The sequence below is a fragment of the Roseobacter sp. FCG-D35 genome (assembly GCF_033436665.1).
Lineage (GTDB): Bacteria > Pseudomonadota > Alphaproteobacteria > Rhodobacterales > Rhodobacteraceae > JAWQFO01.
Map to the genome: position 1 here is coordinate 97,422 of NZ_JAWQFO010000001.1, position 25,769 is coordinate 123,190.

Annotated in this window: 25 protein-coding genes; 15 read left to right on the top strand and 10 right to left on the bottom strand. The window is 64.9% G+C overall.

The features are described from left to right. Complete coding sequence (locus R5H30_RS00425; RefSeq protein WP_318326009.1) at nt 1–513, bottom strand: flavin reductase family protein; 513 nt, start codon at nt 511–513, stop codon at nt 1–3. A 162-nt stretch (nt 514–675) separates the two neighbouring features. On the opposite strand from R5H30_RS00425, the gene R5H30_RS00430 reads away from it, so the two are divergent. After that, a complete protein-coding gene (locus tag R5H30_RS00430; RefSeq protein WP_318326010.1) occupies nt 676–1,194 on the top strand; it encodes a DUF992 domain-containing protein in 519 nt (172 codons plus the stop codon). 67 nt (nt 1,195–1,261) lie between these two features. On the opposite strand, the gene acs is transcribed toward R5H30_RS00430, so the two are convergent. From acs to R5H30_RS00465, 7 genes are all read right to left on the bottom strand, one after another. Beyond that, the gene (gene acs / locus R5H30_RS00435) at nt 1,262–3,226 is read right to left on the bottom strand and encodes an acetate--CoA ligase (RefSeq protein ID WP_318326011.1); all 1,965 of its coding nucleotides are present in this window, start codon (nt 3,224–3,226) and stop codon (nt 1,262–1,264) included. A 543-nt stretch (nt 3,227–3,769) separates the two neighbouring features. Then, nucleotides 3,770–4,600, bottom strand: coding sequence for a 3-oxoadipate:acetyl-CoA acetyltransferase (locus tag R5H30_RS00440; protein ID WP_318326012.1), 831 nt, complete (start codon nt 4,598–4,600; stop codon nt 3,770–3,772). 10 nt (nt 4,601–4,610) lie between these two features. Next, complete coding sequence (gene pcaG, locus R5H30_RS00445) at nt 4,611–5,213, bottom strand: protocatechuate 3,4-dioxygenase subunit alpha (protein ID WP_318326013.1); 603 nt, start codon at nt 5,211–5,213, stop codon at nt 4,611–4,613. A 1-nt stretch (nt 5,214) separates the two neighbouring features. Continuing rightward, on the bottom strand, nt 5,215–5,949 hold the full coding sequence (pcaH, locus tag R5H30_RS00450) for a protocatechuate 3,4-dioxygenase subunit beta (RefSeq protein ID WP_318326014.1): 735 nt from the start codon (nt 5,947–5,949) through the stop codon (nt 5,215–5,217). Further along, nucleotides 5,942–6,322 carry a 4-carboxymuconolactone decarboxylase gene (pcaC, locus tag R5H30_RS00455; RefSeq protein WP_318326015.1) on the bottom strand — a complete coding sequence of 127 codons (381 nt, stop codon included), beginning with the start codon at nt 6,320–6,322 and terminating at the stop codon, nt 5,942–5,944. Before pcaC ends, pcaH begins: the two co-directional genes overlap by 8 nt. Before the next feature lie 20 nt (nt 6,323–6,342). Beyond that, nucleotides 6,343–7,512 (bottom strand): 4-hydroxybenzoate 3-monooxygenase, encoded by a 1,170-nt coding sequence (gene pobA / locus R5H30_RS00460; protein ID WP_318326016.1) that lies wholly within the window; start codon nt 7,510–7,512, stop codon nt 6,343–6,345. Nucleotides 7,513–7,586: 74 nt separating this feature from the next. Then, complete coding sequence (locus tag R5H30_RS00465) at nt 7,587–8,603, bottom strand: LacI family transcriptional regulator (RefSeq protein ID WP_318326017.1); 1,017 nt, start codon at nt 8,601–8,603, stop codon at nt 7,587–7,589. A gap of 296 nt (nt 8,604–8,899) precedes the next feature. On the opposite strand from R5H30_RS00465, the gene R5H30_RS00470 reads away from it, so the two are divergent. The 11 genes from R5H30_RS00470 (at nt 8,900) to R5H30_RS00520 (ending at nt 20,231) form a co-directional block, all read left to right on the top strand. After that, complete coding sequence (locus tag R5H30_RS00470; RefSeq protein ID WP_318326018.1) at nt 8,900–10,135, top strand: ABC transporter substrate-binding protein; 1,236 nt, start codon at nt 8,900–8,902, stop codon at nt 10,133–10,135. A gap of 69 nt (nt 10,136–10,204) precedes the next feature. Further along, nucleotides 10,205–11,098 (top strand): carbohydrate ABC transporter permease, encoded by an 894-nt coding sequence (locus tag R5H30_RS00475; RefSeq protein WP_318326019.1) that lies wholly within the window; start codon nt 10,205–10,207, stop codon nt 11,096–11,098. Between the two features lie 49 nt (nt 11,099–11,147). Next, nucleotides 11,148–12,032, top strand: coding sequence for a carbohydrate ABC transporter permease (locus R5H30_RS00480; RefSeq protein ID WP_412105097.1), 885 nt, complete (start codon nt 11,148–11,150; stop codon nt 12,030–12,032). 6 nt (nt 12,033–12,038) lie between these two features. Then, nucleotides 12,039–13,118: an ABC transporter ATP-binding protein gene (locus R5H30_RS00485; protein ID WP_318326020.1), complete on the top strand. Its 1,080-nt coding sequence runs from the start codon at nt 12,039–12,041 to the stop codon at nt 13,116–13,118. Nucleotides 13,119–13,195: 77 nt separating this feature from the next. Beyond that, entirely contained in the window at nt 13,196–13,963 is a 768-nt protein-coding gene (locus R5H30_RS00490; RefSeq protein ID WP_318326021.1) for a sugar phosphate isomerase/epimerase family protein, read from the top strand. Next, a complete protein-coding gene (locus tag R5H30_RS00495; protein WP_318326022.1) occupies nt 13,960–15,120 on the top strand; it encodes a Gfo/Idh/MocA family protein in 1,161 nt (386 codons plus the stop codon). The genes R5H30_RS00490 and R5H30_RS00495 overlap by 4 nt, the downstream gene beginning before the upstream one ends. Then, nucleotides 15,117–16,154, top strand: coding sequence for an L-glyceraldehyde 3-phosphate reductase (gene mgrA / locus R5H30_RS00500; RefSeq protein WP_318326023.1), 1,038 nt, complete (start codon nt 15,117–15,119; stop codon nt 16,152–16,154). Before R5H30_RS00495 ends, mgrA begins: the two co-directional genes overlap by 4 nt. Nucleotide 16,155: 1 nt before the next feature. Further along, a complete protein-coding gene (locus R5H30_RS00505) occupies nt 16,156–17,757 on the top strand; it encodes a glycoside hydrolase family 43 protein (protein ID WP_318326024.1) in 1,602 nt (533 codons plus the stop codon). Further along, nucleotides 17,754–18,593 carry a TolB family protein gene (locus R5H30_RS00510; RefSeq protein ID WP_318326025.1) on the top strand — a complete coding sequence of 280 codons (840 nt, stop codon included), beginning with the start codon at nt 17,754–17,756 and terminating at the stop codon, nt 18,591–18,593. Before R5H30_RS00505 ends, R5H30_RS00510 begins: the two co-directional genes overlap by 4 nt. Then, nucleotides 18,590–18,751 (top strand): hypothetical protein, encoded by a 162-nt coding sequence (locus R5H30_RS00515; RefSeq protein WP_318326026.1) that lies wholly within the window; start codon nt 18,590–18,592, stop codon nt 18,749–18,751. The genes R5H30_RS00510 and R5H30_RS00515 overlap by 4 nt, the downstream gene beginning before the upstream one ends. Beyond that, nucleotides 18,741–20,231 carry an FAD-dependent oxidoreductase gene (locus R5H30_RS00520; protein WP_318326027.1) on the top strand — a complete coding sequence of 497 codons (1,491 nt, stop codon included), beginning with the start codon at nt 18,741–18,743 and terminating at the stop codon, nt 20,229–20,231. The genes R5H30_RS00515 and R5H30_RS00520 overlap by 11 nt, the downstream gene beginning before the upstream one ends. Before the next feature lie 3 nt (nt 20,232–20,234). On the opposite strand, the gene R5H30_RS00525 is transcribed toward R5H30_RS00520, so the two are convergent. Both R5H30_RS00525 and paaZ read right to left on the bottom strand, forming a co-directional pair. Further along, nucleotides 20,235–21,023 carry a PaaX family transcriptional regulator C-terminal domain-containing protein gene (locus tag R5H30_RS00525; protein WP_318326028.1) on the bottom strand — a complete coding sequence of 263 codons (789 nt, stop codon included), beginning with the start codon at nt 21,021–21,023 and terminating at the stop codon, nt 20,235–20,237. 37 nt (nt 21,024–21,060) lie between these two features. Beyond that, the gene (gene paaZ / locus R5H30_RS00530) at nt 21,061–23,097 is read right to left on the bottom strand and encodes a phenylacetic acid degradation bifunctional protein PaaZ (protein WP_318326029.1); all 2,037 of its coding nucleotides are present in this window, start codon (nt 23,095–23,097) and stop codon (nt 21,061–21,063) included. A gap of 135 nt (nt 23,098–23,232) precedes the next feature. Between paaZ and paaG the strand changes: the two genes are divergently transcribed. The 3 genes from paaG to paaK are packed head-to-tail and all read left to right on the top strand — an operon-like array spanning nt 23,233 to nt 25,767. Then, nucleotides 23,233–24,018 (top strand): 2-(1,2-epoxy-1,2-dihydrophenyl)acetyl-CoA isomerase PaaG, encoded by a 786-nt coding sequence (gene paaG, locus R5H30_RS00535; RefSeq protein ID WP_318326030.1) that lies wholly within the window; start codon nt 23,233–23,235, stop codon nt 24,016–24,018. 2 nt (nt 24,019–24,020) lie between these two features. Continuing rightward, nucleotides 24,021–24,446 carry a hydroxyphenylacetyl-CoA thioesterase PaaI gene (paaI, locus tag R5H30_RS00540; RefSeq protein WP_318326759.1) on the top strand — a complete coding sequence of 142 codons (426 nt, stop codon included), beginning with the start codon at nt 24,021–24,023 and terminating at the stop codon, nt 24,444–24,446. Between the two features lie 10 nt (nt 24,447–24,456). Next, entirely contained in the window at nt 24,457–25,767 is a 1,311-nt protein-coding gene (gene paaK, locus R5H30_RS00545; protein ID WP_318326031.1) for a phenylacetate--CoA ligase PaaK, read from the top strand. Nucleotides 25,768–25,769 lie beyond the last annotated feature (2 nt).

Sequence of the window (25,769 nt, forward strand, 5' to 3'; positions counted from 1 at the left end):
TCAACCGCCGGGCGAAAAGCGCCCGTAACGGCCCTGGTCGAATAGCAGGCCGGGACCGCCGCGCGCGGGCAGGGCGACGCTGTCCACCGTGCCCAGGATCAGCGAGTGATCGCCCGCGGGATGCACCGCATAGCGCGTGCAGTCGAACCGAGCGAGGCACCCCTCGAGCCGGGGCATGCCGTCTTCTCCCTCGATCCAGTCGAAGGCGTCGAAGCCGTGCCCATGTGTCGCGAAATGCCGGGCGAGGTCAAGCTGGTCCGCGCCGAGAACGTGGATTGCGAAGCGCTCCGCCGCGGCAAAAGCGTCATGGCGTCGCGATGCGCGCGCGGGAGACCACATGACCAGCGGCGGATCGAGCGATACCGAGGAAAAGGAATTCGCGGTCATGCCGAGAGGGCCGCGGTCGGTCCGGGCGGTGACCACTGTCACGCCGGTTCCGAAGCAGCCAAGCGCCCGGCGCAGATCCGCCGCGCGATCGGGTCCGGGCACGAATTCCAGGTCGTCCTCCGCCATGGCCGCAGCGGTGCCATGTCCGCCGGCCAGAGTCCAGCATGAGCGGGAAGACGCGGTTGACGCCACGGCGCCGGAACCGTCTTCTTGGACTGTGGGTTCTCCTGTCGAGCCGGTGAGGGCAGAGGTTCATCTCCGCCGGTCTCGCGTGAAAAGGAGAGTATGATGACCTTCAAGAGTTTCCTTCGACCCGTAACCTTTGGCGCGGCCCTTCTGGCCGGAGCAGGCGGTGCCGCGACGATGGCGGCAGCACAGGACAATGAAACCGTTGATCACGTCGAGGTGGGCTCGCTCAGCTGCGACGTTGGCGAGGGCACGGGCTATGTCTTCGGGTCGACCCGTGAACTCACCTGTACCTTCAATCCGACGACCGAAGGGCAGGCCGACGAAGTCTATGTCGGCGAGATCAATCGCTACGGCGTCGACGTCGGCAAGACCGACAAGGGCGCGATGAGCTGGCTGGTGTTCGCGCCGACCGAGTCCGAATGGCAGGAAGGCGGCCTGAACGGCGTCTACCGCGGTGTTTCGGCCGAGGCGACTGTGGGCGTGGGGCTTGGTGCCAACGCAATGGTCGGCGGGTCCGAGGATACGCTGGCATTGCAGCCGATCAGCCTCAACACCCAGCAGGGCCTCAATTTCGCCGTGGGTGTGGGCGAAATCGAACTTCAGCGCGTTCAAGGCTGAGCGCAGCGTTGACGCTGCAAATAAAGGGCGCCAGCCGGCGCCCTTTTTAATTGCCCGGGGGTCCGTGTCAGTCGCGGTTCATCCGGTTCTCGATCAGATCGTCGACGACCCCCGGGTCGGCCAGGGTCGAGGTATCGCCAAGCGCGCCGTAATCGTTCTCGGCGATCTTGCGCAGTATGCGGCGCATGATCTTGCCAGAGCGAGTCTTAGGCAGCCCGGGCGCCCATTGGATCAGGTCCGGGCTCGCGATCGGTCCGATCTCCTCGCGCACCCAGCCGCGCAACTCGGCGCGCAACTCGTCCGAAGGCTCCTCGCCGCTCATCAGAGTTACGTAACAGTAGATGCCCTGACCCTTGACCTTGTGCGGGTATCCGACCACCGCGGCCTCGGCGACCTTCTCGTGCGCCACGAGCGCGCTCTCGACCTCCGCCGTGCCCATCCGGTGACCGGATACGTTGATCACGTCGTCCACGCGCCCGGTGATCCAGTAGTCGCCGTCGGCGTCGCGCTTGCAGCCGTCGCCGGTGAAGTAGTAGCCCTTGTAGTCCGAGAAGTAGGTCTTCTCGAACCGCTCGTGATCGCCCCAGACGGTGCGCATCTGCCCGGGCCAGCTGTCGGCGATGCAAAGCACCCCCTCGACATCGTTGCCCTCGATGACCTCGCCAGAGGTCGGCTCGAGCACGACCGGCTTGATCCCGAAGAAGGGCTTCATCGCGGCGCCGGGCTTGGTGTCATGCGCTCCGGGCAGCGGCGTCATCAGGTGGCCGCCGGTCTCGGTCTGCCACCAGGTGTCGACGATGGGGCATTTTCCCTTGCCCACGACATCGTTGTACCAGTTCCAGGCCTCGGGATTGATCGGCTCTCCCACGGTGCCCAGCACCTTGATCGACGACAGGTCCGCGCCTTCGACGAACCTGTTGCCCTGGCCCATCAGCGCCCGGATCGCGGTCGGTGCCGTGTAGAACTGGTTGACCTTGTGCTTCTCGCAGACCTGCCAGAACCGGCTGGCATCGGGCCACGTCGGCACGCCCTCGAACATCAGCGTGGTCGCACCATTCGCGAGCGGTCCGTAGACGATGTAGCTGTGCCCGGTGACCCAACCCACGTCAGCGGTACACCAGAAGATGTCGCCGTCGTGGTAGTCGAAGGTGATCTGGTGGGTCATCGCGGCGTAGACGAGATAACCTCCGGTGGTGTGAACGACCCCCTTGGGCTGGCCCGTCGACCCCGACGTGTAGAGGATGAAGAGCGGATCCTCGGCCCCCATCTCTTCCGGCTCGCACTCGGTCGACGCGTCGGCGGCCAGCGCCTTGTAGTCGAAATCGCGGTCCGCGACCCAAGTGGTCTGCGCGCCGGTGTGCTTGACCACCAGAAGCTTGACCCGGTCCGAGCAGTGCAGAAGCGCCTTGTCGGCGTTGCTTTTCAGCGGCGTCGCCCGCCCGCCGCGCGGAGCGTGATCGGCGGTGATCACCAGCTTTGCCTCGCAGCCGTTGATCCGGGCGGCCAGAGCGTCCGGCGAGAACCCCGCGAAGACGATCGAGTGGATCGCCCCGATCCGGGTACAGGCCAGCATCGCATAGGCCGCCTCGGGGATCATCGGCAGGTAGATGATCACCCGGTCGCCATTGCCGACGCCGAGATCCTTGAGAACGTTGGCCATGCGGCAGACATTCTCGTGCAATTCGCGATACGAGATGTGTTTCGCACCGTCCTCGGGGTTGTCCGGTTCCCAGATGATCGCGGTCTGTTCGCCGCGGCTCTCGAGATGCCGGTCGACGCAGTTCTGCGAGACGTTGAGCGTGCCATCCTCGAACCACTTGATGGACACGTTCCCGAGATCGAAACTGACGTCCTTCACGGTCTCGAAGGGCCGGATCCAGTCGACGCGCTTTGCTTCCTCTTTCCAGAACGCCTCCGGGTCGGCGATCGAGGCGTCGTACATGCGTTCATAGGCATCGGCGGTCACATGCGCGGAGGTCGCCATTTCCTTCGGCACGGCATGGGTTTTCGCGGCATGGCGCGTCTCGGACATGGATGGCTCCTCCCTCTGTCTCATTCCGGGTCGAGGGCGCGCCGCGTCGCCGGCCACTGCCGCGACCCGGTTGCCTCCTCCCTGGGCGGGATCATAGCGGGCTTTGGACGGATTGGAATAAGCCGCCCGGTCCGGGAGCCTTCGGTGTAAACTTGTTCGCCCCTCCAGCCGGATCCTGTCAAGAATGCGCGCCTTGGCGGAGTTTCTAATGAAAATTCAAAGTTTTAATTGTCAATCTGGCCTGCAAGGGGAACCGGGATCAGTGGAGCAGGACCGATCCGTCTCGCCCCAAGGCTGTGCCGCCTTGCGTTTCAAACACCTGCTCTGAACCGCGGTAGCGTTTTGGGGCGCACCTGGTCCTGGCCGGTGCCCCGACATTCAAGCCCGGCACGGCAAGACAACCGCGAAATGGATACCGAAACGGGAAAAACAGATCCGCTCGCAGGTCGCGGTTAACCATCAAAAAGACCGCCGTCTCATGGGCGGATCTCTGGTTCGGAAATATCCCGGGGGTCCGGGGGCAGCGCCCCCGGTCCGGTCGTCTCAGGCCGCGCGCAGCCCCAGGATTTCGCGGGCCTGCGCCGGTGTCGCCACCGCGCGACCATGTTTTTCGCAAATATCCACCGTGCGCCGGACCAGGGCGGCGTTCGACGGTGCCAGGGTGTCGCGATCGAGGCGGATGTTGTCCTCGAGACCTGTGCGCGCATGCCCGCCCGTCGACACCGCCCACTCGTTCAGCACGATCTGGTTCGGTCCGATCCCCGCCGCACACCACGGCGCTCCGGGAAACAGCCGGTCGACCGTGCGGCGGTAGAAGTCGAAAACCTCGCGGTCCACCGGCATCGCGTTCTTCACGCCCATGACGAACTGAACGTAAGGCGTGTCCTTGATCTTGCCCGCCGCATGCAACTTGGCGGCCTGGAAGATGTGGCTGAGATCGAAGGCCTCGATCTCGGGCTTCACGTCGTACTTGATCATCTCCGCGGCCAGCCAGTCGACGAGGTCCGGCGGGTTCTCGTAGACGCGCGTGGGAAAATTGTTGGACCCCACCGAGAGCGAGGCCATGTCGGGCCGCAGCGGCAGCATGCCCCCACGCGCGGTGCCCGCGCCGGACCGCCCGCCTGTCGACAATTGCACGATCATGCCGGGGCAATGCGTTTCGATGCCCTCCTTCAGTTTCGCGAAGCGGTCGGGATCCGAGGTGGGCTTTCCGTCGTCGTCGCGCACGTGGCAATGCGCGATCGCCGCCCCGGCCTCGAAGGCTTCCTGCGTGCTCTCGACCTGCTCGGCGACCGTTTCCGGCACCGCGGGGTTGTCGGCCTTGGTCGGCACCGATCCGGTGATGGCAACGCAGATGATGCAGGGATCGCCCATGGCTGTCTCCTCAGATGTCGAGGAACACGGTTTCGTCCGGTCCCTGCAGGTGGATGTCGAAGCGGTAGCGCCCGACGCCCTCGACCTTGGCCAGCAGCGTTCCGACCCGTGCGCGATGCTCGATCCGGGCCAGCAGCGGATCCTCGGCATTCGCCTCGGCCTCGTCCTCGAAATAGAGCCGGGTCTGCAGCCCGACGTTGATGCCGCGGGCCACGATCCACACCGAGATGTGCGGCGCCTGCAGCGCGCCGTCGGCGGCGGGAACCCGTCCCGGCTTGACGGTCTCGAAGCGGTAGGCGCCGGTTTCCATGTCGCTTGCCGCGCGTCCCCATCCGAAAAAGTTGGGATCGGGTGTCCCGCGGGTCTCGCCGGGCGCGTGGAAGAGGCCGTTCGCATCCGCCTGCCAGATTTCGATCAGCGCGTCCTTCAGGGCCTGCCCGGCGCCATCGTAGACGGTGCCGGTCACGGTGATGCGCTCCCCTCCGACATCCCCCGTGATCATGCGGTGCCCGAGGTCTTCCGCGTAGACGTTTGAAATGCCGGAAAAGTTCGGCGTGCAGCCGATATGTACGTAGGGCCCGGCGGTCTGGCTCGGCGTTTCCTTGGGCCCCATCTCACAGCCCCTCCATGCGGTTCTCGAAAAGAGTCTGGCGCCGCCCGCGCAGCACGATATCGAACCGGTAGGCCCGCGCGTCCATCGGGATCGTGCGGTCCATGTCGAGCCGCCCGACAAGCTGCGCGATGGCTTCCGCCGAGGGGATGGCGCCCACGATCGGACACATCCCGATCATCGGGTCGCCGTCGAAATACATCTGCGTGATTAGCCTCTGCGCGAAACTCGCCCCGAAGATACTGAAATGGATATGCGCCGGGCGCCAGTCGTTCACGCCGTTGGGCCAGGGGTAAGGACCGGGCTGCACGGTTCGGAACTCGTAGGCCCCGGTCTCGTCGGTGATGCAGCGCCCGCAGCCGCCGAAGTTGGGGTCGAGCGGCGCGATGTAACCTTCCTTGCGGTGCCGGTAGCGTCCGCCGGCGTTGGCCTGCCAGACCTCGATCAGCGCGCCCGCGACCGGGCGTTCGAACTGGTCGGTCACCCGGCCGTGCACGACGATGCGCGGCCCGATCGCTGCTTCGCCCTGTGCCGCGAAATTGTGGATCAGGTCGTTGTCGAGTGGCCCCAGAATGTCGTTGCCGAAGACGGGACCGGTTTCCTCGCCCATTGAGGAGGGAAAGGACAAGAGCGGCGCCTGCGGCGCGCGTTTCACGCTTGTCTTGTAGGGCGGATACAGTGCCGGCGGATGCCAAGCGCGGTCGCGGGCGGGAAAGCCGGTCAGTGTCTTTTCAGTCATCGGTCTTCATTTCCGCCAGGGTCGTCCTGGCCAGCTTGATCGCGTGGTTGGCCTTTGGCACCCCGGCGTAGATCGCCACATGCAGGAAGACCTGCATGATGTCGTCCTCGGATGCGCCGGTGTTGGCCGTTGCGCGAACATGCATCGGTATCTCCTCGAAGTTACCCGTCGCGGCCAGAAGCGCAAGCGTCAGCATCGAGCGTTCGCGCCGGCTGATCGTGTCGTCGGCCCAGACCGTACCCCAAGCACCTTCTGTGATCAGCGTCTGGAACGGCTGGTCGAAGTCGGTCTTGGCGGCCTCGGCCCGGTCGACATGCGCGTCGCCCAAAACCTGCCGCCGGACCTGCATCCCGGTCTCGTAGCGATTGGCCATTCGCGGTCACTCCTGTCGTCTCAGTAGGGCAGGCCCACGTAATTTTCCGCGAGCACCTTCTGGGCCGCTTCGTTGCCGGCAAGAAAGTCGAGCTCGGCGCGTTGCATTCTCGTGTCGAACTCCGACTGGTCGGGAAAGCGGTGCAACAGGCCGGTCAGCCACCAGCTGAACCGTTCCGCTTTCCAGACCCGGGCGAGGGCACGTTCCGAATAGCGGTCGATGCCCTCGGCGTCGTTCTCCTCGTAGAACTGGCGCAACCCGGTATAGAGGTAGTGCACGTCCGAGGCGGCGGTGTTGAGCCCCTTGGCGCCGGTGGGCGGCACGATATGCGCGGCATCCCCGCATAGGAACAATCTTCCCCAACGCATCGGCTCGGTCACGAAACTGCGCAGCGGCGCGATGGATTTCTCGATCGATGGCCCGGTCTCCAGCCGCGCGGCGGCCTCGGCCGGGATGCGTTGGCGCAGGGCCGTCCAGAACGCCTCGTCCGACCAGTCCGCCGCGTTGTCGGTGATCGGGCATTGCACGTAGTAGCGGCTGAGGCGCGGGTTGCGCATCGAGCAAAGCGCGAAGCCGTGGCTGGAATTGGCGTAGATCAGCTCGTCGCTGACCGGTGGAGTCTCGGAGAGGATCCCGAGCCAGCCGAAGGGGTAGACCTTTTCGAATTCGCGCCGAACCTTGTCGGGAATGGTCTTCCGGCTGACGCCGTGAAACCCGTCGCAGCCGGCGATGAAATCGCAGTCGATCCGGCGCTCGCTGCCATCGCGGGAATAGGTGACGAATGGCGTATCGCGGTCGGCATCGTGGATCGCGACATCCTCGACCGAGAACTCGATCCCGCCGCCCGCCGCCTCGCGGGCCGCGTAGAGGTCCTGGGTTACCTCGGTCTGTCCGTAGACAACGACGCTGCTGCCGGTCAGCGCCGAAAAGTCGATCCTGAGCACAGTATCGTCCTGCGAGATCAGCGTTCCATGATGTGGAATGCCTTCGGCTTGCAGGCGGCGGTCGCATCCTGCCTCGGCCATGAGGCGCACGAACCCCTGTTCCAGCACGCCGGCGCGAATCCGGCCGAGAACATGCGCGCGGGTCTGGCGTTCGAGGATCACGCTTTCGATACCGCGCAGGTGCAGAAGTTGCGACAGCAGCAAGCCGGATGGTCCGCCACCCACGATAACAACCTGTGTCCGCATGCTTCTTCCCTAGCCTGAGGCAAGTTTTGCCGCAATCGCAGGAAAAGCGAAAGCCCGTCTTTCGTCCGCCGCGTTCAGCCCGGCCGGGGCGGCTGGATGATCTGCTGACCCGTTGCGTTCTCTCCGTCGATCAGGCGCAGAACCGCATCGGCGAGCCCGAGTCCGGCGGCGCGGAAATCCTCGTGCAACACGATCACCTCGCGGCGGAACTTGCGCATCATGTTGAAAGCGTCCTTCACCGCGACGTCGAAATCGCGCCCGATGACGAGACCCGCGTCCTCGGCGGCGGAGATGACCGCGATGGCGGACGAGGCGCTGGCGCAGACGATGCCGTCTGGACGGTTGGGCGACGTCATCATTTCCGTGATGACCGACATGATCTTTTCGTGTGGCGAGTCGGACGTCACCTGGTGCAGCGGCACCTCGAGCAGATCGTGCCGCGCGAGGCCGGAGGTGAAGCCGACCAGCATATGCGTGGCATAGGTCAGGTGCGCGGGCGGCGGCAGCAGGGCGAGGCGGCGGCGCCCGCGCTCTGCCAGAAGCCGCACGGCGGTCTCGCCATAGGCCTGGTTGTCGTAGTCGAAAAAGGCGTGGTCGATGCCCATTGTACTGCGGCCGTGGGTGGCGAAGGGAAAGCCGCGTTCATGCAGGTACTGTACCCGAGCGTCCCGCGGTTCGATGCGCGAAAAGACAACGCCGTCGGCCGAGCCGGTCTCGACGATGTAGCGCACCGGGTCGAGCGAGTTGTCGTCGACCGAGTAGGGGGTGACAATCAGGTGATAGGGCGAGGCGCGCAGTCGCTCGGACAATCCGTAGACGAGATGCGAGGTGAGACCCAGGACTTCGGTCTCGATCGACAGGATCAGGCTGATGACATTCGTCTTGCCGGTGCGCAGGCGCACCCCGGCACGGTTCGGACGATAGCCGATCTGGTTCGCGACAAGGCGCACGCGCTCTTTCGTCGACTGGCTGATGTCCGGCGCATCGCTCAGGGCGCGCGAGACGGTCGTCACGCCAAGGCCGGTCATGTAGGCGATGGTCTTGAGCGTCGGGCGCGCCGTGGTCGATGGATCACCGGGACTGTCGTTCATGAGCAATCAGCTTTCTGCAATCACGACGGGTCCGCGCCGGTCTACCGCGCGGCACCGTTGGGGCAAATCTAAAACGTTTCAGATCGGTCCCGACAAGCGGAATTTGTCGCTGCGTAAGCAGCATGCCTCTGACAGATGCCGAGAAATCGAATCTCTAAACTGAGTATTATCAGATACTTGAATTGATATTCTGCATTGCGGCAGAGAGGAGGTGTGACACACACACTGAATCGTTGCGTTTTGAAAGGGTGTCTCGTAGCGTGATTCTGCAACGATACAGGATCAGGGAGGATCCCATGCAGAAACTGACCCGCGTCGGGGCGCTAGTCGCTTCCGTCGCCTTGCCGAGCCTTGCCGCGGCCACCGATCTTGAGGTGACGCACTGGTGGACCTCAGGGGGAGAGGCCGCTGCTGTCGCCGAGTTCGCGAAGGCGTTCAACGACAAGACCGATCACAAATGGGTCGACGGCGCGATCGCCGGCGGCGGCGGGACCGCGCGTCCGGTGATGGTCAGCCGGATCATCGGCGGCGACCCGATGGGGGCCTTCCAGTTCAACCACGGCCGCCAGGCCGAGGAGCTGATCGAGGCCGGCGTGCTGCGTGATCTGACCGAGCTTGCGGAAAAGGAAGGCTGGAAGGACATCATCTATCCGCCCTCGCTGCTCGAAAGCTGCACGGTGGACGGCAAGATCTACTGCGTCCCGGTCAACATCCATTCCTGGCAGTGGCTCTGGCTGTCGAACAAGGCGTTCGAGGATGCCGGCGTCGACGTTCCGACGAACTGGGACGAGTACGTCGCCGCAGCGCCGGCGTTGCGCGAAGCGGGCAAGACGCCGCTCGCTCTCGGCGGCCAGCCTTGGCAGAGCGCGGGTCTGTTCAACGTGCTGATGGTGGCGCTTGCCGGGCCCGACGTGCTGGTGAAGGTCTACGGCGACAATGATGCCGAGCTTGCAGGTGGCGAAGAGATCGGCCGCGTGTTTGCGGCGGCCGCCGACGCGCGCGAGATGGCGCAGGGGTCAAACGTGCAGGACTGGAACCAGGCCACCAACATGGTCATCACCGACACCGCGGGCGGCCAGGTCATGGGCGACTGGGCTCAGGGCGAGTTCCAGGTTGCGGGCGAGGTCGCGGGATCCGATTACACCTGTCTGCCGGGCCTCGGCGTGAAGGAACTGATCGACACCGCCGGTGACGCTTTCTACTTCCCGCTCGTCGACGATCCCGAAGTCGCCGCGGCGCAGGAAGCCCTGGCCTCGGCGATGGTGGCACCCGACACGCAGGTGGCCTTCAACCTCAAGAAAGGCTCGCTGCCCATTCGCGGCGACGTCGATCTGGAAGCGGCCAATGACTGCATGAAGAAGGGCCTGGAGATCCTCGCGGCGGGCAACACCCTGCCGGCGGTGACCCAGCTCAACACCGAGGACACGAACAACCAGCTCAACGACCTGTTCGTGGAATTCTTCAACGATGACTCCATCACGCCGGAAGCGGCGCAGGAGCGGTTCGTGGAGATCGTCGCGAACGCCGACTGATCGGCACTCGGGGGGCGGCGCGCGAACCTGCGCCGTCCCTGAACCTCGCGACGGGCAAGGGAGGTCCGCATGGCCGCCAGCGGTCGACCCAACCAGCTTCTGAGAAATCTCAACGCCAAGATCGCCGCCATCCCGATGGTACTGACGGCGATGGTGATCTTCGTAGGCTGCTCGGCCTGGACGATCGTTTATTCGTTCACCAACTCGAAGCTTCTGCCGCGCGAAAAATTCGTTGGCTTCGACCAGTACGAACGGCTCTGGTCGACCAGCCGCTGGATCGTGTCGATCGAGAACCTGCTGATCTACGGCATCCTGTCGCTGATCTTCTCACTGATCATCGGCTTCGTTCTGGCCGCACTTCTCGACCAAAAGATCCGCTACGAGGACACGTTTCGGACAATCCTGCTCTATCCGTTCGCACTCAGCTTCATCGTCACCGGGCTTGTCTGGCAATGGGTGCTGAACCCCGAGTTCGGGGTGCAGTCGATCATCCGCAGCCTCGGGTGGGAAAGCTTCACATTCGATCCGCTCTACAACGCCGATATCGCGATCTACGGCATCCTGATTGCCGGGCTGTGGCAGGGCACGGGGTTGATCATGTGCCTGATGCTCGCCGGTCTGCGCGGCATCGACGAGGACATCTGGAAGGCATCACGGGTCGACGGCATCCCGAAGTGGAAGACCTACATTTTCATCGTGATCCCGATGATGCGCCCCGTCTTCATCACCACCATCGTCATCGTCGCAAGCGGCATCGTCCGGGTCTACGACCTCGTCGTGGCCCAGACCGGCGGAGGACCGGGTATCGCCACGGAAGTCCCCGCGAAATACGTCTATGACTACATGTTCCAGGGCCAGAACCTCGGGCAAGGCTTCGCAGCCTCGACGATGATGTTGCTGACGGTGTCCATCGTCATCATCCCTTGGGCCTATCTCGAATTCGGAGGCAAGAAACGTGGCTGATCCGGCAACGCTGTCGACCGCCATCGCAGGGGCGGATGCCGCGCGCGGTCTGCTCGACGGACCCTCGGGGGCACGTCCGCGCCGCCGCCTGTCGCGGCGCAACATCTTCATCTACGGCACGCTGATCGTCATCTCGCTCTACTACCTGCTGCCGCTTTACGTGATGGTCGTCACCTCACTGAAAGGCATGCCCGAAATCCGGCTCGGCAACATCTTCGCGCCGCCGGTCGAGATCACCTTCGCGCCCTGGGTCAAGGCGTGGTCCGAGGCCTGCACAGGGCTCAACTGTGACGGGCTGAGCCGGGGGTTCTGGAACTCGGTGCGCATCCTCGTGCCGTCGGTCATCGTTTCCATCGCCATCGCCAGCGTGAACGGCTACGCGCTTGCCAACTGGCGCTTCAAGGGGGCCGATACCTTCTTCACGATCCTGATCGTGGGCGCCTTCATTCCCTACCAGGTGATGATCTACCCGATCGTGATCGTGCTGCGCGAGATCGGGCTTTACGGCTCGCTCTGGGGGCTGGTGATCGTCCACACGATTTTTGGAATGCCGATCCTGACGCTGCTGTTCCGCAACTACTTCACCTCCGTTCCCGAAGAGCTCTTCAAGGCGGCGCGGGTCGACGGGGCGGGGTTCTGGGGCATCTACTTCCGCATCATGCTGCCGATGAGCCTGCCGATCTTCGTCGTCGGGATCATCATCCAGGTCACGGGCATCTGGAACGACTTCCTCTTCGGCGTGATCTACACCAAGCCGGATCTCTACCCGATGACCGTGCAACTCAACAACATCGTCAACTCGGTCCAGGGGGTGAAAGAGTACAACGTGAACATGGCCGCAACGATCCTGACAGGGCTGGTGCCGCTGGTCGTCTACTTCCTCTCCGGCAAGCTTTTCGTGCGCGGCATCGCCGCGGGCGCGGTCAAGGGATAAGCATAGATGGCCAATATCGAGATCCGCGACCTCAAGCTCAATTTCGGCGCCGTGCAGGTCTTCGAACAGCTCAACCTCGACATCCACGAGGGCGAGTTCATCGTGCTGCTCGGCCCTTCGGGCTGCGGCAAGTCGACCCTGCTCAACTGCATCGCGGGGCTTCTGGATATCACCGACGGGCAGATCTTCATCGGCGGCAAGAACGTCACCTGGGAAGAACCCAAGGACCGCGGCATCGGCATGGTGTTTCAGTCCTACGCGCTTTATCCGCAGATGACGGTGCGCGGAAACCTGTCGTTCGGACTGAAGAACCAGCGCATGTCGAAGTCCGAAATCGACGAGCGGGTGGCCCGGGCCGCCGAGGTGCTTCAGATCGAACCTCTGCTCGACCGCAAGCCCGCGGCGCTGTCGGGCGGGCAGCGCCAGCGGGTCGCCATCGGCCGGGCGCTGGTGCGCGATGTCGACGTGTTCCTCTTCGACGAACCGCTGTCGAACCTCGATGCAAAGCTGCGCTCGGAACTGCGGGTCGAGATCAAGCGCCTGCACGCCAAGCTCGGCAACAACACGATGGTCTACGTGACCCACGACCAGATCGAGGCGCTGACGCTCGCCGACAGGATCGCGGTCATGCGGGGCGGGGTGATCCAGCAGCTCGACGACCCGGCCACGATCTACAACAAGCCCTGCAACCTCTTCGTCGCGGGCTTTATCGGCTCGCCGATGATGAGCTTTCTCGAAGGCACGGTCGCCGAGGGGGCGGGCGGACCGACATTCCGGATCGGCGAGGTCGAGGTGCCTCTTGCGGGTTACGATGGCGCGCTTCCGAAGCCCGGGCGCGACGTGATCCTCGGCGTCCGGCCCGAGCATGTCACGATCCTGCCCGATGGCGTGGACGGCCTGCCGGCCACCATCGAGATCGAAGAGCCGATGGGCTCGGACAGCCTTGTCTGGACCAGCCTCGGCGGCCAGCCGCTGTCGATCCGGGTGTCCAGCGACAAGGTCCCCGCGCGCGGCACGCCGGTACGGCTTGCCGTCGACGTTTCCAAATCGTCGCTCTTCGACACGTCGAGCGAGATGCGTTTCTGAAATCGCCGGCGGCGGATCCCGCCGCCTGACACACCGCGGGTGTTCCAATGGCGCCCGCCCCAGACCATGGACAGGACATGACTGACTTTTCCTACCAGCTTTACAGCTCCCGCAAGAACCCCGACCTCGGCGAAACGTTGAAGATGCTGGCCGATCTCGGCTACACCCGCGTCGAAGGCTACGGCGCGCTCTATTCCGACGATGCGCTGGTCGAGGCACTGAAAGCGAACCTCGCGGATCTCGGGCTGACCATGCCCACGGCGCATTTCTCGCTCGACATGTTGGCCGGGCAGGCCGACAAGGTGACCGAGATCGCCGAGGCGGTGGGCGTCCAGACCATCTTCTGTCCGCACATCGGACCCGATCTGCGCCCTGACAGCGCCATGGGCTGGGAAGATTTCGGTGGCAAGCTCGCGGAAATCGGCAAGCCCTACCGCGACGCCGGCTACGGCTTCGGCTGGCACAACCACGACTTCGAGTTCCACCCGACGCCGCACGGCGCGATCCCGATGGAGTCGATCCTGAAGGGCGGACCGGACCTCGCTTGGGAAGCCGACATCGCCTGGATCATCAAGGGCGGCGGCGATCCGATGGACTGGATCGAGCGGCACGGATCGCGGATCGCCGCGGTGCACGTCAAGGACATCGCCCCCGAGGGCGAATGCGCGGACGAGGACGGCTGGGCCGATGTCGGCCACGGAACCGTCGACTGGAAGGCGATCTTCGAAGCCCTGAAAGGCATTGGAGCCGCGCATTACATCATGGAGCATGACAACCCCAGCGACCCCGCACGCTTCGCTGAACGCTCGCTCAAGGCGGCCAAGACCCTCAAAGGTGACGCATGAGCGACGAGGTTCTTGGCGTCGGCATCATCGGCTGCGGCAACATTTCCACGGCTTACCTCAGGCTGGCGCCGCTGTTTCGCAACATCGAGGTGCGCGCTGTCGCGGACCTGAAACCGGAACTGGCGCAAGCTCAGGCCGAAGTGTTCGGCGTGACCGCGCAATCGGTCGACGAGTTGCTGGCCAATCCGCAGGTGGACGTGGTCGTCAACCTGACCATCCCCGAGGCGCATTTCCCGGTGTCGAAAGCCTGTCTCGAGGCCGGCAAGCACGTCTACTCGGAAAAACCTTTGGCCCTGTCCGTCGAAGACGGCCTGGTGCTGCGCGATCTGGCCGCGCAGAAAGACCTGCGCGTCGGCTGCGCGCCCGACACGTTCCTGGGTGGAGCACACCAGCAGGCCCGCGCGCTCATCGACGAGGGCCGTATCGGCACCATCACCGCCGGTACCGCGCACGTGATGTCGCATGGTATGGAGCACTGGCATCCGAACCCGGACTTCTTTTTCCTGCCCGGCGCGGGCCCCGTTCTGGACATCGGGCCTTACTACGTCGCCAACCTGATCAATTTCCTGGGGCCGGTGAAGCGGGTCGCGGCTCTGGCGACGGCTGCCCATGACGAACGCACGATCCTGTCCGAGCCGCGCAAGGGCGAGAAGATCCCGGTCAAAACACCGACGAACATCCATGCGCTGCTGGAGTTCGAAACCGGCGCCACGATCACCCTGTCGACCAGCTGGGACGTCTGGGCGCACCGCCATGCGCATATGGAGCTCTACGGCACCGAGGGCTCGCTTTTCGTGCCGGACCCGAACTTCTTCGGCGGCACGATCGAGGCCGCGGGGCGCGACGGCGACATCGCCGAGATCGCGGCATGGGAGCATCCTTTCGGGGTCGACAACCAGCTCGACGGGCCGGTGCCGCGCGCGAATTACCGCACCGCTGGTCTCGCGGACATGGCGCAGGCCATCGCCGAGGGGCGCGATCATCGCTGCTCGCTCGACCGGACGCTGCACGCGCTCGAGGTGATGACCGGCATCCTGAAGTCAGGCGAAACCGGGCAGTTCGTGGAAATGACCACCACTTGCACGCGCCCCGAGGCACTCGATGCGGCGGCCGCGGCGGCACTCATGGACAGTCAGACTGCAGGTGCGACCGCATGAGCTATCGGCCGGCTGAGGATCGCTATGACCGCATGGCCTATCGGCGATGCGGTCGCAGCGGGCTGAAGCTGCCGGCGGTCTCTGTGGGGCTGTGGCACAATTTCGGGCATGACGCCCGGATCGACGTGGCGCGCGATATTTGCCGCACGGCTTTCGATCACGGCATCACGCATTTCGACCTTGCCAACAACTACGGACCTCCGCCGGGATCGGCGGAGGAGGCGTTCGGCGACATGCTCCGAACCGATTTCGCCGCACATCGCGACGAGTTGGTGATCTCGTCCAAGGCGGGCTACCTGATGTGGCCCGGCCCCTATGGCGAATGGGGCAGCCGGAAGTACCTTATTGCCTCCTGCGACCAGTCGCTGAAACGGCTCGGACTCGATTACGTCGACATCTTCTACTCGCACCGGTTCGACCCCGAAACGCCGCTTGAGGAAACGATGGGCGCGCTCGATCACATCGTCCGCTCGGGGCGCGCGCTCTACGTGGGGATCTCCTCCTACAACTCGGAAAAGACGCGGGAAGCGGCAGCGATCCTGAAAGATCTCGGCACGCCCTGCCTGATCCACCAGCCCAGCTACAACATGCTCAACCGCTGGGTCGAAACGGACGGACTGAAACAGACGCTCAAGGATCTGGGGATCGGCTCCATCGCCTTCACGCCGCTGGCGCAGGGCATGCTGACCGGCAAGTACCTCGGAGGTATCCCCGAGGGCAGCCGCGCGACGCAGGACAAGTCGCTGAAACCCGGATTCTTGAGCGACCGCGTGATCGAGAACATCCGCAAGCTCAACGGGATTGCCGAACGCCGCGGTCAGACGCTGGCGCAGATGGCGATTGCCTGGGTGCTGCGCGACGAAGGCATCACCACGGCGCTGATCGGGGCCAGCAAGCCCGAACAGGTCATCGACTGCGCCGGCGCGGTCGCGCGGCTCGACTTCACGGCGGCGGAACTCGAAGAGATCGACCGCTACGCCACGGACGAAAGCATCAACCTCTGGGCGCGATCCTCGCAGACGGAAGAGAGATGAGATGATCCGCAATCCGATCCTGCCGGGCTTCAACCCCGACCCATCGATCTGCCGCGTGGGCGAGGACTACTACATCGCGACCTCGACCTTCGAGTGGTATCCGGGCGTGCAGATCCACAATTCACGCGACCTCGTGAACTGGACGCTGGTCGATCGCCCGTTGTCGCGAGCCAGCCAGCTCGACATGCGCGGCAATCCCGACAGCTGCGGTATCTGGGCGCCTTGCCTCAGCCATGCCGACGGGCTGTTCTGGCTGGTCTACACGGACGTCAAGCGCAACGAGGGCAACTTCAAGGACGCACACAACTACATCGTCACGGCACCCGAGATCGGCGGAGCGTGGTCGGACCGTGTCTACGTCAACTCGTCGGGCTTCGACCCCTCGCTGTTTCACGGTGAAGACGGGCGCAAGTGGTTTCTCAACATGCGGTGGAACCACCGCACCGAAAGCTATGGCGGCAATCCCAAAAGCCCGGCCTTCGACGGCATCGTGATGCAGGAATGGCACCCCGAGCGCGGCCTGATCGGCGAGGTCGAGACCATCTACCCGGGCAGTGCGCTGGGTCTCGTCGAGGGGCCGCATCTCTTCCGGCGCAACGGCTGGTACTACCTCACGGTCGCCGAGGGCGGAACCGGATATGGCCACGCGGTCACCATGGCCCGGTCGCGCGACATTCGCGGACCCTACGAGACCCATCCCGACAAGCATCTCATCACTTCGAAGGATGCGCCCGACGCCGCCTTGCAACGCGCCGGTCACGGGCAGGTGATCGAAACGCCGGACGGCGCCATTTACCACACACACCTGTGTTCCCGACCGCTGCCGGACACGCGGCGCTCGCCCATGGGGCGCGAGACCGCGATCCAGAAATGCGTCTGGAAAGACGACGACTGGCTCTACCTCGAAGCCGGCGGCCAGGTGCCACAGCTCGATGTGCCGGTGACGCCCGGCGTGTCTCCGGCCGCCCCGCAGGCGCTCGAGCGCGTCTTCGACGGCGACAGCCTGCCGCCGGAATTCCAGTGGTTGCGCACGCCCGAGCCCGAGCGGATCTTCACCCTGACGGGACGTTCTTTGCGCCTGCACGGGCGCGAGGCGGTGGGCAGCTGGTTCGAACAGGCGCTTGTGGCCCGACGGCAGGAGCATGCGGCGTTCAGGGTCGAAACGACGCTCGAGTTCGCGCCGCAGGACTACCAGCAGGCGGCCGGGCTGACGCATTACTACAACCGTCACAAGTTCCACGCGCTCTGCGTGACCTGGCACGAGACCGGAGGGCGGTGTCTGACGCTGCTCTCCTGTCCCGGCGACTGGCCGGATGCACGGCTGACTTTCCCGCTCGACGCGCCGATCTCGGTTCCTGAAACCGGTCCGGTCGAGCTTGCGCTCGAGGTCAGCGGCGCCGAGGCCCAGTTCTACTGGCGCGTCGGCGCGAACTGGGAGAAGGCCGGGCCGACGCTCGATGCCAGCGCCATATCCGACGAGGGCGGCCGCGGCGAACATGCTTCCTTCACGGGCGCATTCGTGGGCATGCTGGCGTTCGACACGTCCGGATTCGCCTTGCCGGCGGATTTCCGGCGCTTCAGCTACATCCCAGAGGGCCAATGAACCGCAGCCATCTGCAGATCTACGACCTGGACACGGACCGCGTCCGGACGGTGTTCGAAACGGACATGCTGATCGAGGCGCCGAACTGGACCTGTGACAATCGCCTGATCGTCAATGGGGACGGGCGGATTTACGCCGTGCCGCTGGACGCGCCGGAGCTGGTGCCGATCGACACCGGATTCGCGCAGGCCTGCAACAACGATCACGGGCTGTCGCCCGACGGCAAGACGCTGGTGATCTCGGACAAGACCCGCACGCCCGGAAACTCCTGCATCTATACCCTCCCGGTCGCCGGCGGCACGCCGCGGCGCATCACCGAACACGTGCCGTCTTGGTGGCACGGCTGGTCGCCCGACGGTGCCACGATCGCCTATACCGCCAAGCGCGAGGGGCGGTTCGACATCTACACGCAGCCCGCCGAGGGCGGCGAAGAGACCCGGGTCACGCGCGACCTGGGCCATTGCGACGGGCCCGACTACACGCCCGACGGCGCATGGATCTGGTTCAATGCCGATGGCACCGGCCACGCGCAGATCTGGCGCGTTCGGCCGGACGGGTCCGACCTCGAACAGATGACTGATGACGCGCGAGTGAACTGGTTCCCGCATCCGTCTCCGGACGGCGCGCATGTTGTCTACGTCTCCTATCCGCCCGGGACCGAAGGCCACCCGCGCGACCTCGACGTCGAGTTGCGGCTGATGCCCGCGGCGGGCGGCGCGCCGCGCAGCCTGTTGAAACTGCTGGGCGGGCAGGGCACGATCAACGTGCCCTGCTGGGCGCCCGACGGTCGGGCCTTTGCCTTCATGTCCTACAGCGCACCGGGAGCCGAGACATGACCGACGAGACACCCGATCTCGGCCGCAGGAGAACTCTTGCGGCGCTGGCGGCGGCGCCGCTGGTAGCAGTGCCCCTGCCGACACTTGCTTTCCCGTCCCGGCCTTTGCTGGCGAATGGCTGGGTGCTTCTTCCGGGCGACCGCGACGATGCTGCTTGACGCCGGACGCGACCGCGACGTCGCCGAACGGATCTTCGACATCTGCATCATCGGAGCCGGACCTGCCGGTATCACGCTTGCCCGCAAGCTAGGTGCCCGGGGTTTGCGCGTGGCGCTCATGGAAGCCGGCGGCGAGGGCTTCGACTCGGCCAGCCAAGACATTTATGCCGGCACCAACAGCGGGCTCGATTATTGGGCGCTGGATTTCCCGCGGTTGCGCTTTTTCGGCGGCAGCTCGAACCACTGGGCGGGATGGAGCCGGCCGCTGGACGCGATGGATTTCGAAGCGCGCGCCCATGTCCCCATGAGCGGCTGGCCATTTTCCAAAACGGAACTGGACACCTACGCGGCAGAAACCGATACGATCCTCGAATTGCCCGAGCGCGCGGACCTGCCGCCGCTTGACCAGCTTGAGCCGCGTTTCACACGCTTCCAGATGCGCTACAGCCCGCCGGTCCTATTCGGCGAGAAATACCGCGAAGAGATCTCCGGATCCGAGAACATCTTATGCTTTTTCAATGCTAACCTCGTCGATCTTGAAGTAACGGGTGAGGGTGGGCGGATAGCCGGCGCGCGGTTCCGCACCTTGCAGAACGGAGACCAGGGTTTCCTGCTGCGGGCGCGGCACTTCTGCCTCGCCACGGGAGGCATCGAAAACGCGCGCCTCTTGCTGAACTTCGACCGGCAAGTAACTGGCGGCATTGGAAATCAGAACGGTCAGGTCGGTCGGACCTTCTGCGAGCATCCGCATTTCGTGATCGCCGACATGCTGCTCGAGGCCGATGCGCCGGACCTCGAGTTCTATCGGCCGACGCCGGAGTTCGCCGCTTCGGCCGGTACGCTCAATTTCGGCCTCCGGCTCGAGCCGCAGCGTTTCAATCAGCCCGGCGCGCCGCCACGAGAGGATATCGGCTCTTGCGAGGCGCGTCTGCCGCAGGAATTGCGTAAAGTTCTTGGGCACGCGCCGTCGGACCGCATGCGCGATTTCCTCAACCGTTCCGCCGCCCAAGCCTGTCCGACCGCGACGTTGCGCATCGCCTTCGAGCAGGCGCTCAACCCCGAAAGCCGCGTGCGGCTCGGGTCCGCGCGCGACGCGCTAGGGCTGCGCCGCTCCGATCTGCACTGGCAACTGTCGGATCTCGACATGCACACGATGCGCGCCGCGGCCATCGCCTTCGGAACTCATCTGGCCGAACAGGGGCGTGGCCGGCTGCGCCTTCGGGACTGGCTGACCGCGGATCCGCCGGATGTGCCGGGCATTGCAGCGGATGAGGTCGGCGGCAAGCATCACATGTGCACGACGCGCATGTCCGCGAACCCGCAAGAGGGCGTTGTCGATGCCGACTGCCGCGTACATGGGGTCGAGAACCTCTTCGTCGCGGGGTCGAGCGTCTTTCCGACTGGTGGTCATTCCAACCCGACCTACACGATCATCCAACTCACCCTGCGCCTTGCCGACCATCTCGCCGGGCGGATCTGACGATCAGGCCGCGCGGTCCGCTTGGGCCGCGCGTTCGAGGTCTGAGAGCGGCGGGGCGGGCAGGGCGGCCAACAGTTCTGCTACGAGGCTGCGGCACTGCGGGCCGTGCCAGCCGTTGGGAAACACGAAATCCGGGAGCGCGGGCGCCTTGAGCGCAAGTCGTCTCCAGCCGTGGACGGTGAGGACCCGCAACGCCGCCGCCTCAGGTTGAGACAGTTCGGGCGACGATCCAAGCTGCTTCAACAATTCCGCACAACGAATTGAAACATCTTGGGATTGAGAGCAGGTGCCCGCATCGCAGACTTTTGCGCTCATCCAGTCCGGCAGCCCGGTGTCCGCCGCGATCTCGGCGCTGAACACGCCGTCGTCGTCCGGCCTCCGCACGTCGATCCAGATGCACGGCGAGACCTGAACAGCGCCGGGACGCTCCGCTCCTTCGCGCGGGTCGGTCAGCACCAGCCAGGCACTTTCGGCCAAGGGGCCCGTCGCGTAGATCCGCGGGCTGGCTGCGGCGGATTGTTTTCGTCCCCATGCTGTCAGACCGTATGTGCTCGACCGTCCGGCCCGGCGGCTGTCGATCCATCCGTCCTTGCGCAGGCGGTGCAACGCCACCCGTGTCGCCTCGGGCTTGATCCCCATAAGTTCGGTCAGCCGGTTCAGCGTCGGCCCGCCGATGCGCGCGCCCTCCTGCTGTGCGAGGTCGCCGAAGACGGTGACCAGCAAGGACCAGACGCGCGGGGGCTGGTCGCCGGTGATCGTTCGGACAAGGTCGTCGAAGGCGCGGGCGGGCATGACTGTCTCATACCGGGCAGGCGCCGCGCTGCCAAGCTCAGCCGCCGAAGGCATTCATGGTCAGCAGTTCGTATTCCGCCACCTTCTCGCCGTCCTGGTTGGTCAGCGTGACGTGCCAGCGCACTTCGCCGTATTCCTCGTTGCGCGGCGTCTTCTTCTTGACCGTCAGGCGGACCTTGATCCGGTCGCCGGCCTCGACCGGCTTCATGAAGCGCAACGCGTCGAGCCCGGTGTTGGCGAGCACAGGGCCTTCGTCTGGGCTGACGAAAAGGCCGGCGGCGAAGGAAAGAAGCAGATAGCCATGCGCCACGCGGCCCGGGAAAAACGGGTTCCGCTTTGCCGCTTCGTCGTCCATGTGGGCATAGAACGTGTCGCCGGTGAACTGCGCAAAATGCGCTATGTCGTCGAGCGTCACCTCGCGCTCAGACGTGTGGATCGTCTCGCCGACGGCGAGATCCTCGAAATGACGTGTGAAGGGGTGATCCGGCCCCGTCTTTTCCTCGGCCCCCGGCACCCAGGTTCCGCCGATGGCAGTCAGGATGTCGGGGCTGCCCTGCACCGCGGTGCGCTGCATGTAGTGCATCACGCCGCGCACCCCGCCGAGTTCCTCGCCGCCGCCGGCCCGGCCGGGGCCGCCGTGCACCATGTGGGGCAGGGGCGAGCCATGGCCGGTGCTTTCCTTCATCGAGGTCCGGTTGTTGAAGTAGAGCCGCCCGTGGAAGGCTCCGGCGCCAAGCGCCACGTCGCGCGCGACCTGCGGGTCGTTGGTGATGACCGAAGCCACCAGCGATCCCTGGCCACGATTGACCAGCGCGATGGCGTGATCGAGATCGCGGTAGCCCATGACGGTCGAGACAGGGCCGAAGGCTTCGGTGTCGTGGATGCGGCTGGCCGTGTCCGGGTCGGCGCAATGGAACAGCATCGGGGGAAGGAACGCGCCCTTCGAGGCATCGGCACCTGCCACCTCGAACGAGTCCGGGTCGCCCCAGACCCGCTCGGCCTCGGTGCCGAGGATGCCGGCCTTTTCGAGCACGTCACGCTTCTGCGCATTCGACACCAGCGCCCCCATGCGGGTGTCTTCTGCGCGCGGGTCGCCAATGACGGTTTTCGAGAGGCGTTCGCCCAGGGCCTCGATCACCGCCTCGACCCGGTTCTGTGGCGCAAGGATGCGCCGGATGGCGGTGCATTTCTGGCCCGCCTTTGCAGTCATCTCGCGCTGCACTTCCTTCACAAAAAGATCGAACTCCGGCGTTCCCGGTTCTGCGTCGGGCCCGAGAATCGATGCGTTCAGGCTGTCCTGCTCGGCGACGAAGCGAATGGAGTTCTGCAGGATATGCGGCGCCGAACGCAGCTTGAGCGCAGTGGCCGCGGAACCGGTAAAGCTCACCACGTCCTGGCAGGTCAGACGGTCGAGCATGTCGCCGAGCCCGCCGCTGACGAGTTGCAGAGCGCCTTCGGGCAGGACGCCGCTGTCGAGCATGATTTTCACCGCCAGTTCGGTGACGTAGCAGGTCGCGGTCGCGGGTTTCACGATCGCCGGCACGCCTGCCAGCAACGTCGGCGCGAGCTTTTCCAGCATGCCCCAGACCGGGAAATTGAAGGCGTTGATATGGACTGCGACCCCCTGCAGCGGTGTGCAGATATGCTGGCCCAAGAAGCTGCCCGAGCGCGACAGCTGTTCGACCCCGCCATCGAGGTAGACCTGCGCGTCCGGCATCTCGCGCCGGCCTTTGGAGGCGAAGACGAAGACCGTGCCGATGCCGCCGTCGATATCGATCTGGTGATCGGATTGCGTGGCACCTGTGGTAAAGGAGATGTCGTAAAGCGCCTGCTTCTTCTCGTTGAGCGCGGTGGCGAGCGCCTTCAGCATGCGTGCGCGATCATGAAACGTCATCTTGCGCAAGGCTGGGCCGCCGACGGTGCGGGCATGATCGAGCATCGCCGCGACGTCGAGACCGGCGTTGCCGGCTTGCGCCATGACGCTGCCGTCGATCGCGTTCTCGATGGGACGGGCGCTGTCGTCCGGCGCGATCCAGGCCCCGGCGGCGAAGCTCTTGACGTCCAGAAGGCTCATGTCGTTTTCCTCTCCTCTGGCGCATCGGGCGATGCGCATCCGCGATTTCGGTGCCCGAAATCTCTCCCGATCTATTTATTGACCGAACGGTCGGTTTATGCAAGGTTCGATTGCGAGCGAGGGAGGACAGTGTTGATGAGCGAGACGATACGGGTCGAGGATCACGGGACCTGGGTCGAGATCACCCTGAATCGCCCCGACCGGCTGAACAGCTTTACAGATGAGATGCATTACGCGCTGCGCGCCGCGCTCGAAGATGCGCGCGATACCGGCAAGCGCGCGGTCTTGCTGACCGGGGCCGGACGCGGCTTTTGCGCAGGTCAGGACCTCGGCGATCGCGATCCCTCCAAGATGGACGGACCGCCGGACCTGGGCAAAACCGTGCGCACCTTCTACGCGCCGCTGGTGAACCTGATCCGGTCGCTCGATTTCCCGGTGATCTGCGCGGTCAACGGAATCGCTGCCGGGGCCGGGGCCAACCTGTCGCTGGCCTGCGACGTGGTCATCGCCGCCGAAAGCGCGAAGTTCATCCAGTCGTTTTCCAAGGTCGGTCTGATCCCGGACACCGGCGGGTCGTGGCACCTGCCGCGGCTGCTGGGCGAGGCGCGCGCCAAGGGGCTTGCGCTGACCGCCGAACCGCTGCCAGCGAAGACCGCCGCCGACTGGGGTCTGATCTGGAAAGCACTGCCGGACGAGGACCTGATGCCCCATGCCCGGGAGATGGCCGAACGCTTCGCCAAAGGGCCGACGCTGGGGCTCGGATTGACGAAACAGGCGATCCAGGCGGCCGCGACCGACACGCTGGAGGTTCACCTCGAACTCGAGGCGGACATGATGAAACGCTGCGGGGAAAGCGCCGATTACGCCGAGGGCGTGACGGCCTTTCTGAACAAGCGCGCGCCCGTGTTCCGGGGCGAATGACGATGACACCTACGGAACGCGCGGAACGCGCGGCACAGGCGATGTGGTCGACCGATGAGGCCTCGAAATGGTTCGGAATGCAGATCGACGCGGTAGGCGAAGGCTGGGCGCGGCTGTCGCTCTCGGTCGCGCCGCATCACTGCAACGGCCACCTGATCTGCCACGGCGGGGTGATCTTCTCGCTTGCCGACAGCGCCTTCGCCTTCGCCTGCAACAGCCGGAACCAGTCGACCGTGGCGCAGCACAATTCGATCAGTTTCGTGGCACCCGGCAAAAACGGTGACACGCTGATGGCCGAGGCACGCGAGGTCTCGCTGCGCGGCCGCAGTGGCATCTACGACGTCACGGTGACCAATCAGGACGGCGAGACCATCGCGATCTTTCGCGGCATGTCGCGGGCCATCAAGGGCCAGCTGTTCGAGGAATGAGGAGGAAAAGATGAAGGACCTGACACCCGAAAAGACCGACCTCGATCCGATCGAGATCGCCAGCCGCGACGAGATCGGCGCGCTGCAGCTCGACCGGCTGAAATGGTCTCTGCGCCATGCCTACGAGAACGTGCCGATGTACCGCGAGCGTTTCGATGCGGCGGGCGTCTATCCCGACGATCTGAAGGAGCTGAAGGACCTCGCCAGGTTCCCCTTCACCACGAAGGGAGATCTGCGCGACAACTACCCGTTCGGCCTGTTCGCCGTGCCGCGCAGCGAGATCGTGCGCATTCATGCCTCCTCGGGCACGACGGGCAAGCCGACGGTCGTGGGTTACACCCGCAACGACATTTCGAACTGGGCCGACCTCGTCGCACGCTGCCTGCGGGCCTCGGGCGTGCGGCGCGGCGACATCGTGCACAACGCCTACGGCTATGGCCTCTTCACCGGAGGCCTCGGCGCGCATTACGGGATCGAACGCCTCGGTGCCACGGTCATCCCGATGTCGGGCGGCCAGACCGCCAAGCAGGTCCAGCTGATCACCGACTTCAAGCCCAAGGCGATCATGGTGACGCCCTCATACATGCTCAACATCCTCGAGGAATTCCAGCGGCAGGGGCTCGATCCGCGGAAATGCTCGCTGGAAACCGCGATCTTCGGCGCCGAACCCTGGACCAACGCGATGCGGCTCGAGGTCGAGAAGGCCTTCGACATGCATGCCGTCGACATCTACGGGCTGTCCGAGATCATGGGACCGGGTGTCGCCAACGAATGCGTCGAGACCAAGGACGGGCTGCACATCTGGGAGGATCACTTCTACCCGGAAATCATCGACCCCGAGACCGGAGAGACGGTCGAGGACGGGGAAGAGGGCGAGTTGGTCTTCACCACGCTGACCAAGGAAGGCCTGCCGATGGTGCGCTACCGGACGCGCGACCTGACGCGGCTGTTGCCCGGTACCGCACGCTCGATGCGCCGCATGGGCAAGATCACTGGGCGCTCGGATGATATGATCATACTGCGCGGCGTCAACGTTTTCCCGACGCAGGTCGAGGAACAGGTGCTGACCGTCGCGGGCATCGCGCCGCATTTCCAGATCGAGCTGCACAAGACCGGCAACATGGACGCCATGCGCGTGAACGTCGAGGCGACGCCGGATGCCACCGACGCGGAGGCGCGCGCATCGGCGCAGAAGGCCTTGTCGAAGAAGATCAAGGACATCGTCGGCGTGTCCTGCGAGGTTGTCGTAAACGACCCCGGCGGGGTCGAGCGCAGCCAGGGCAAGGCCCGGCGCGTCGTCGACAACCGGCCGAAGGGCTGACG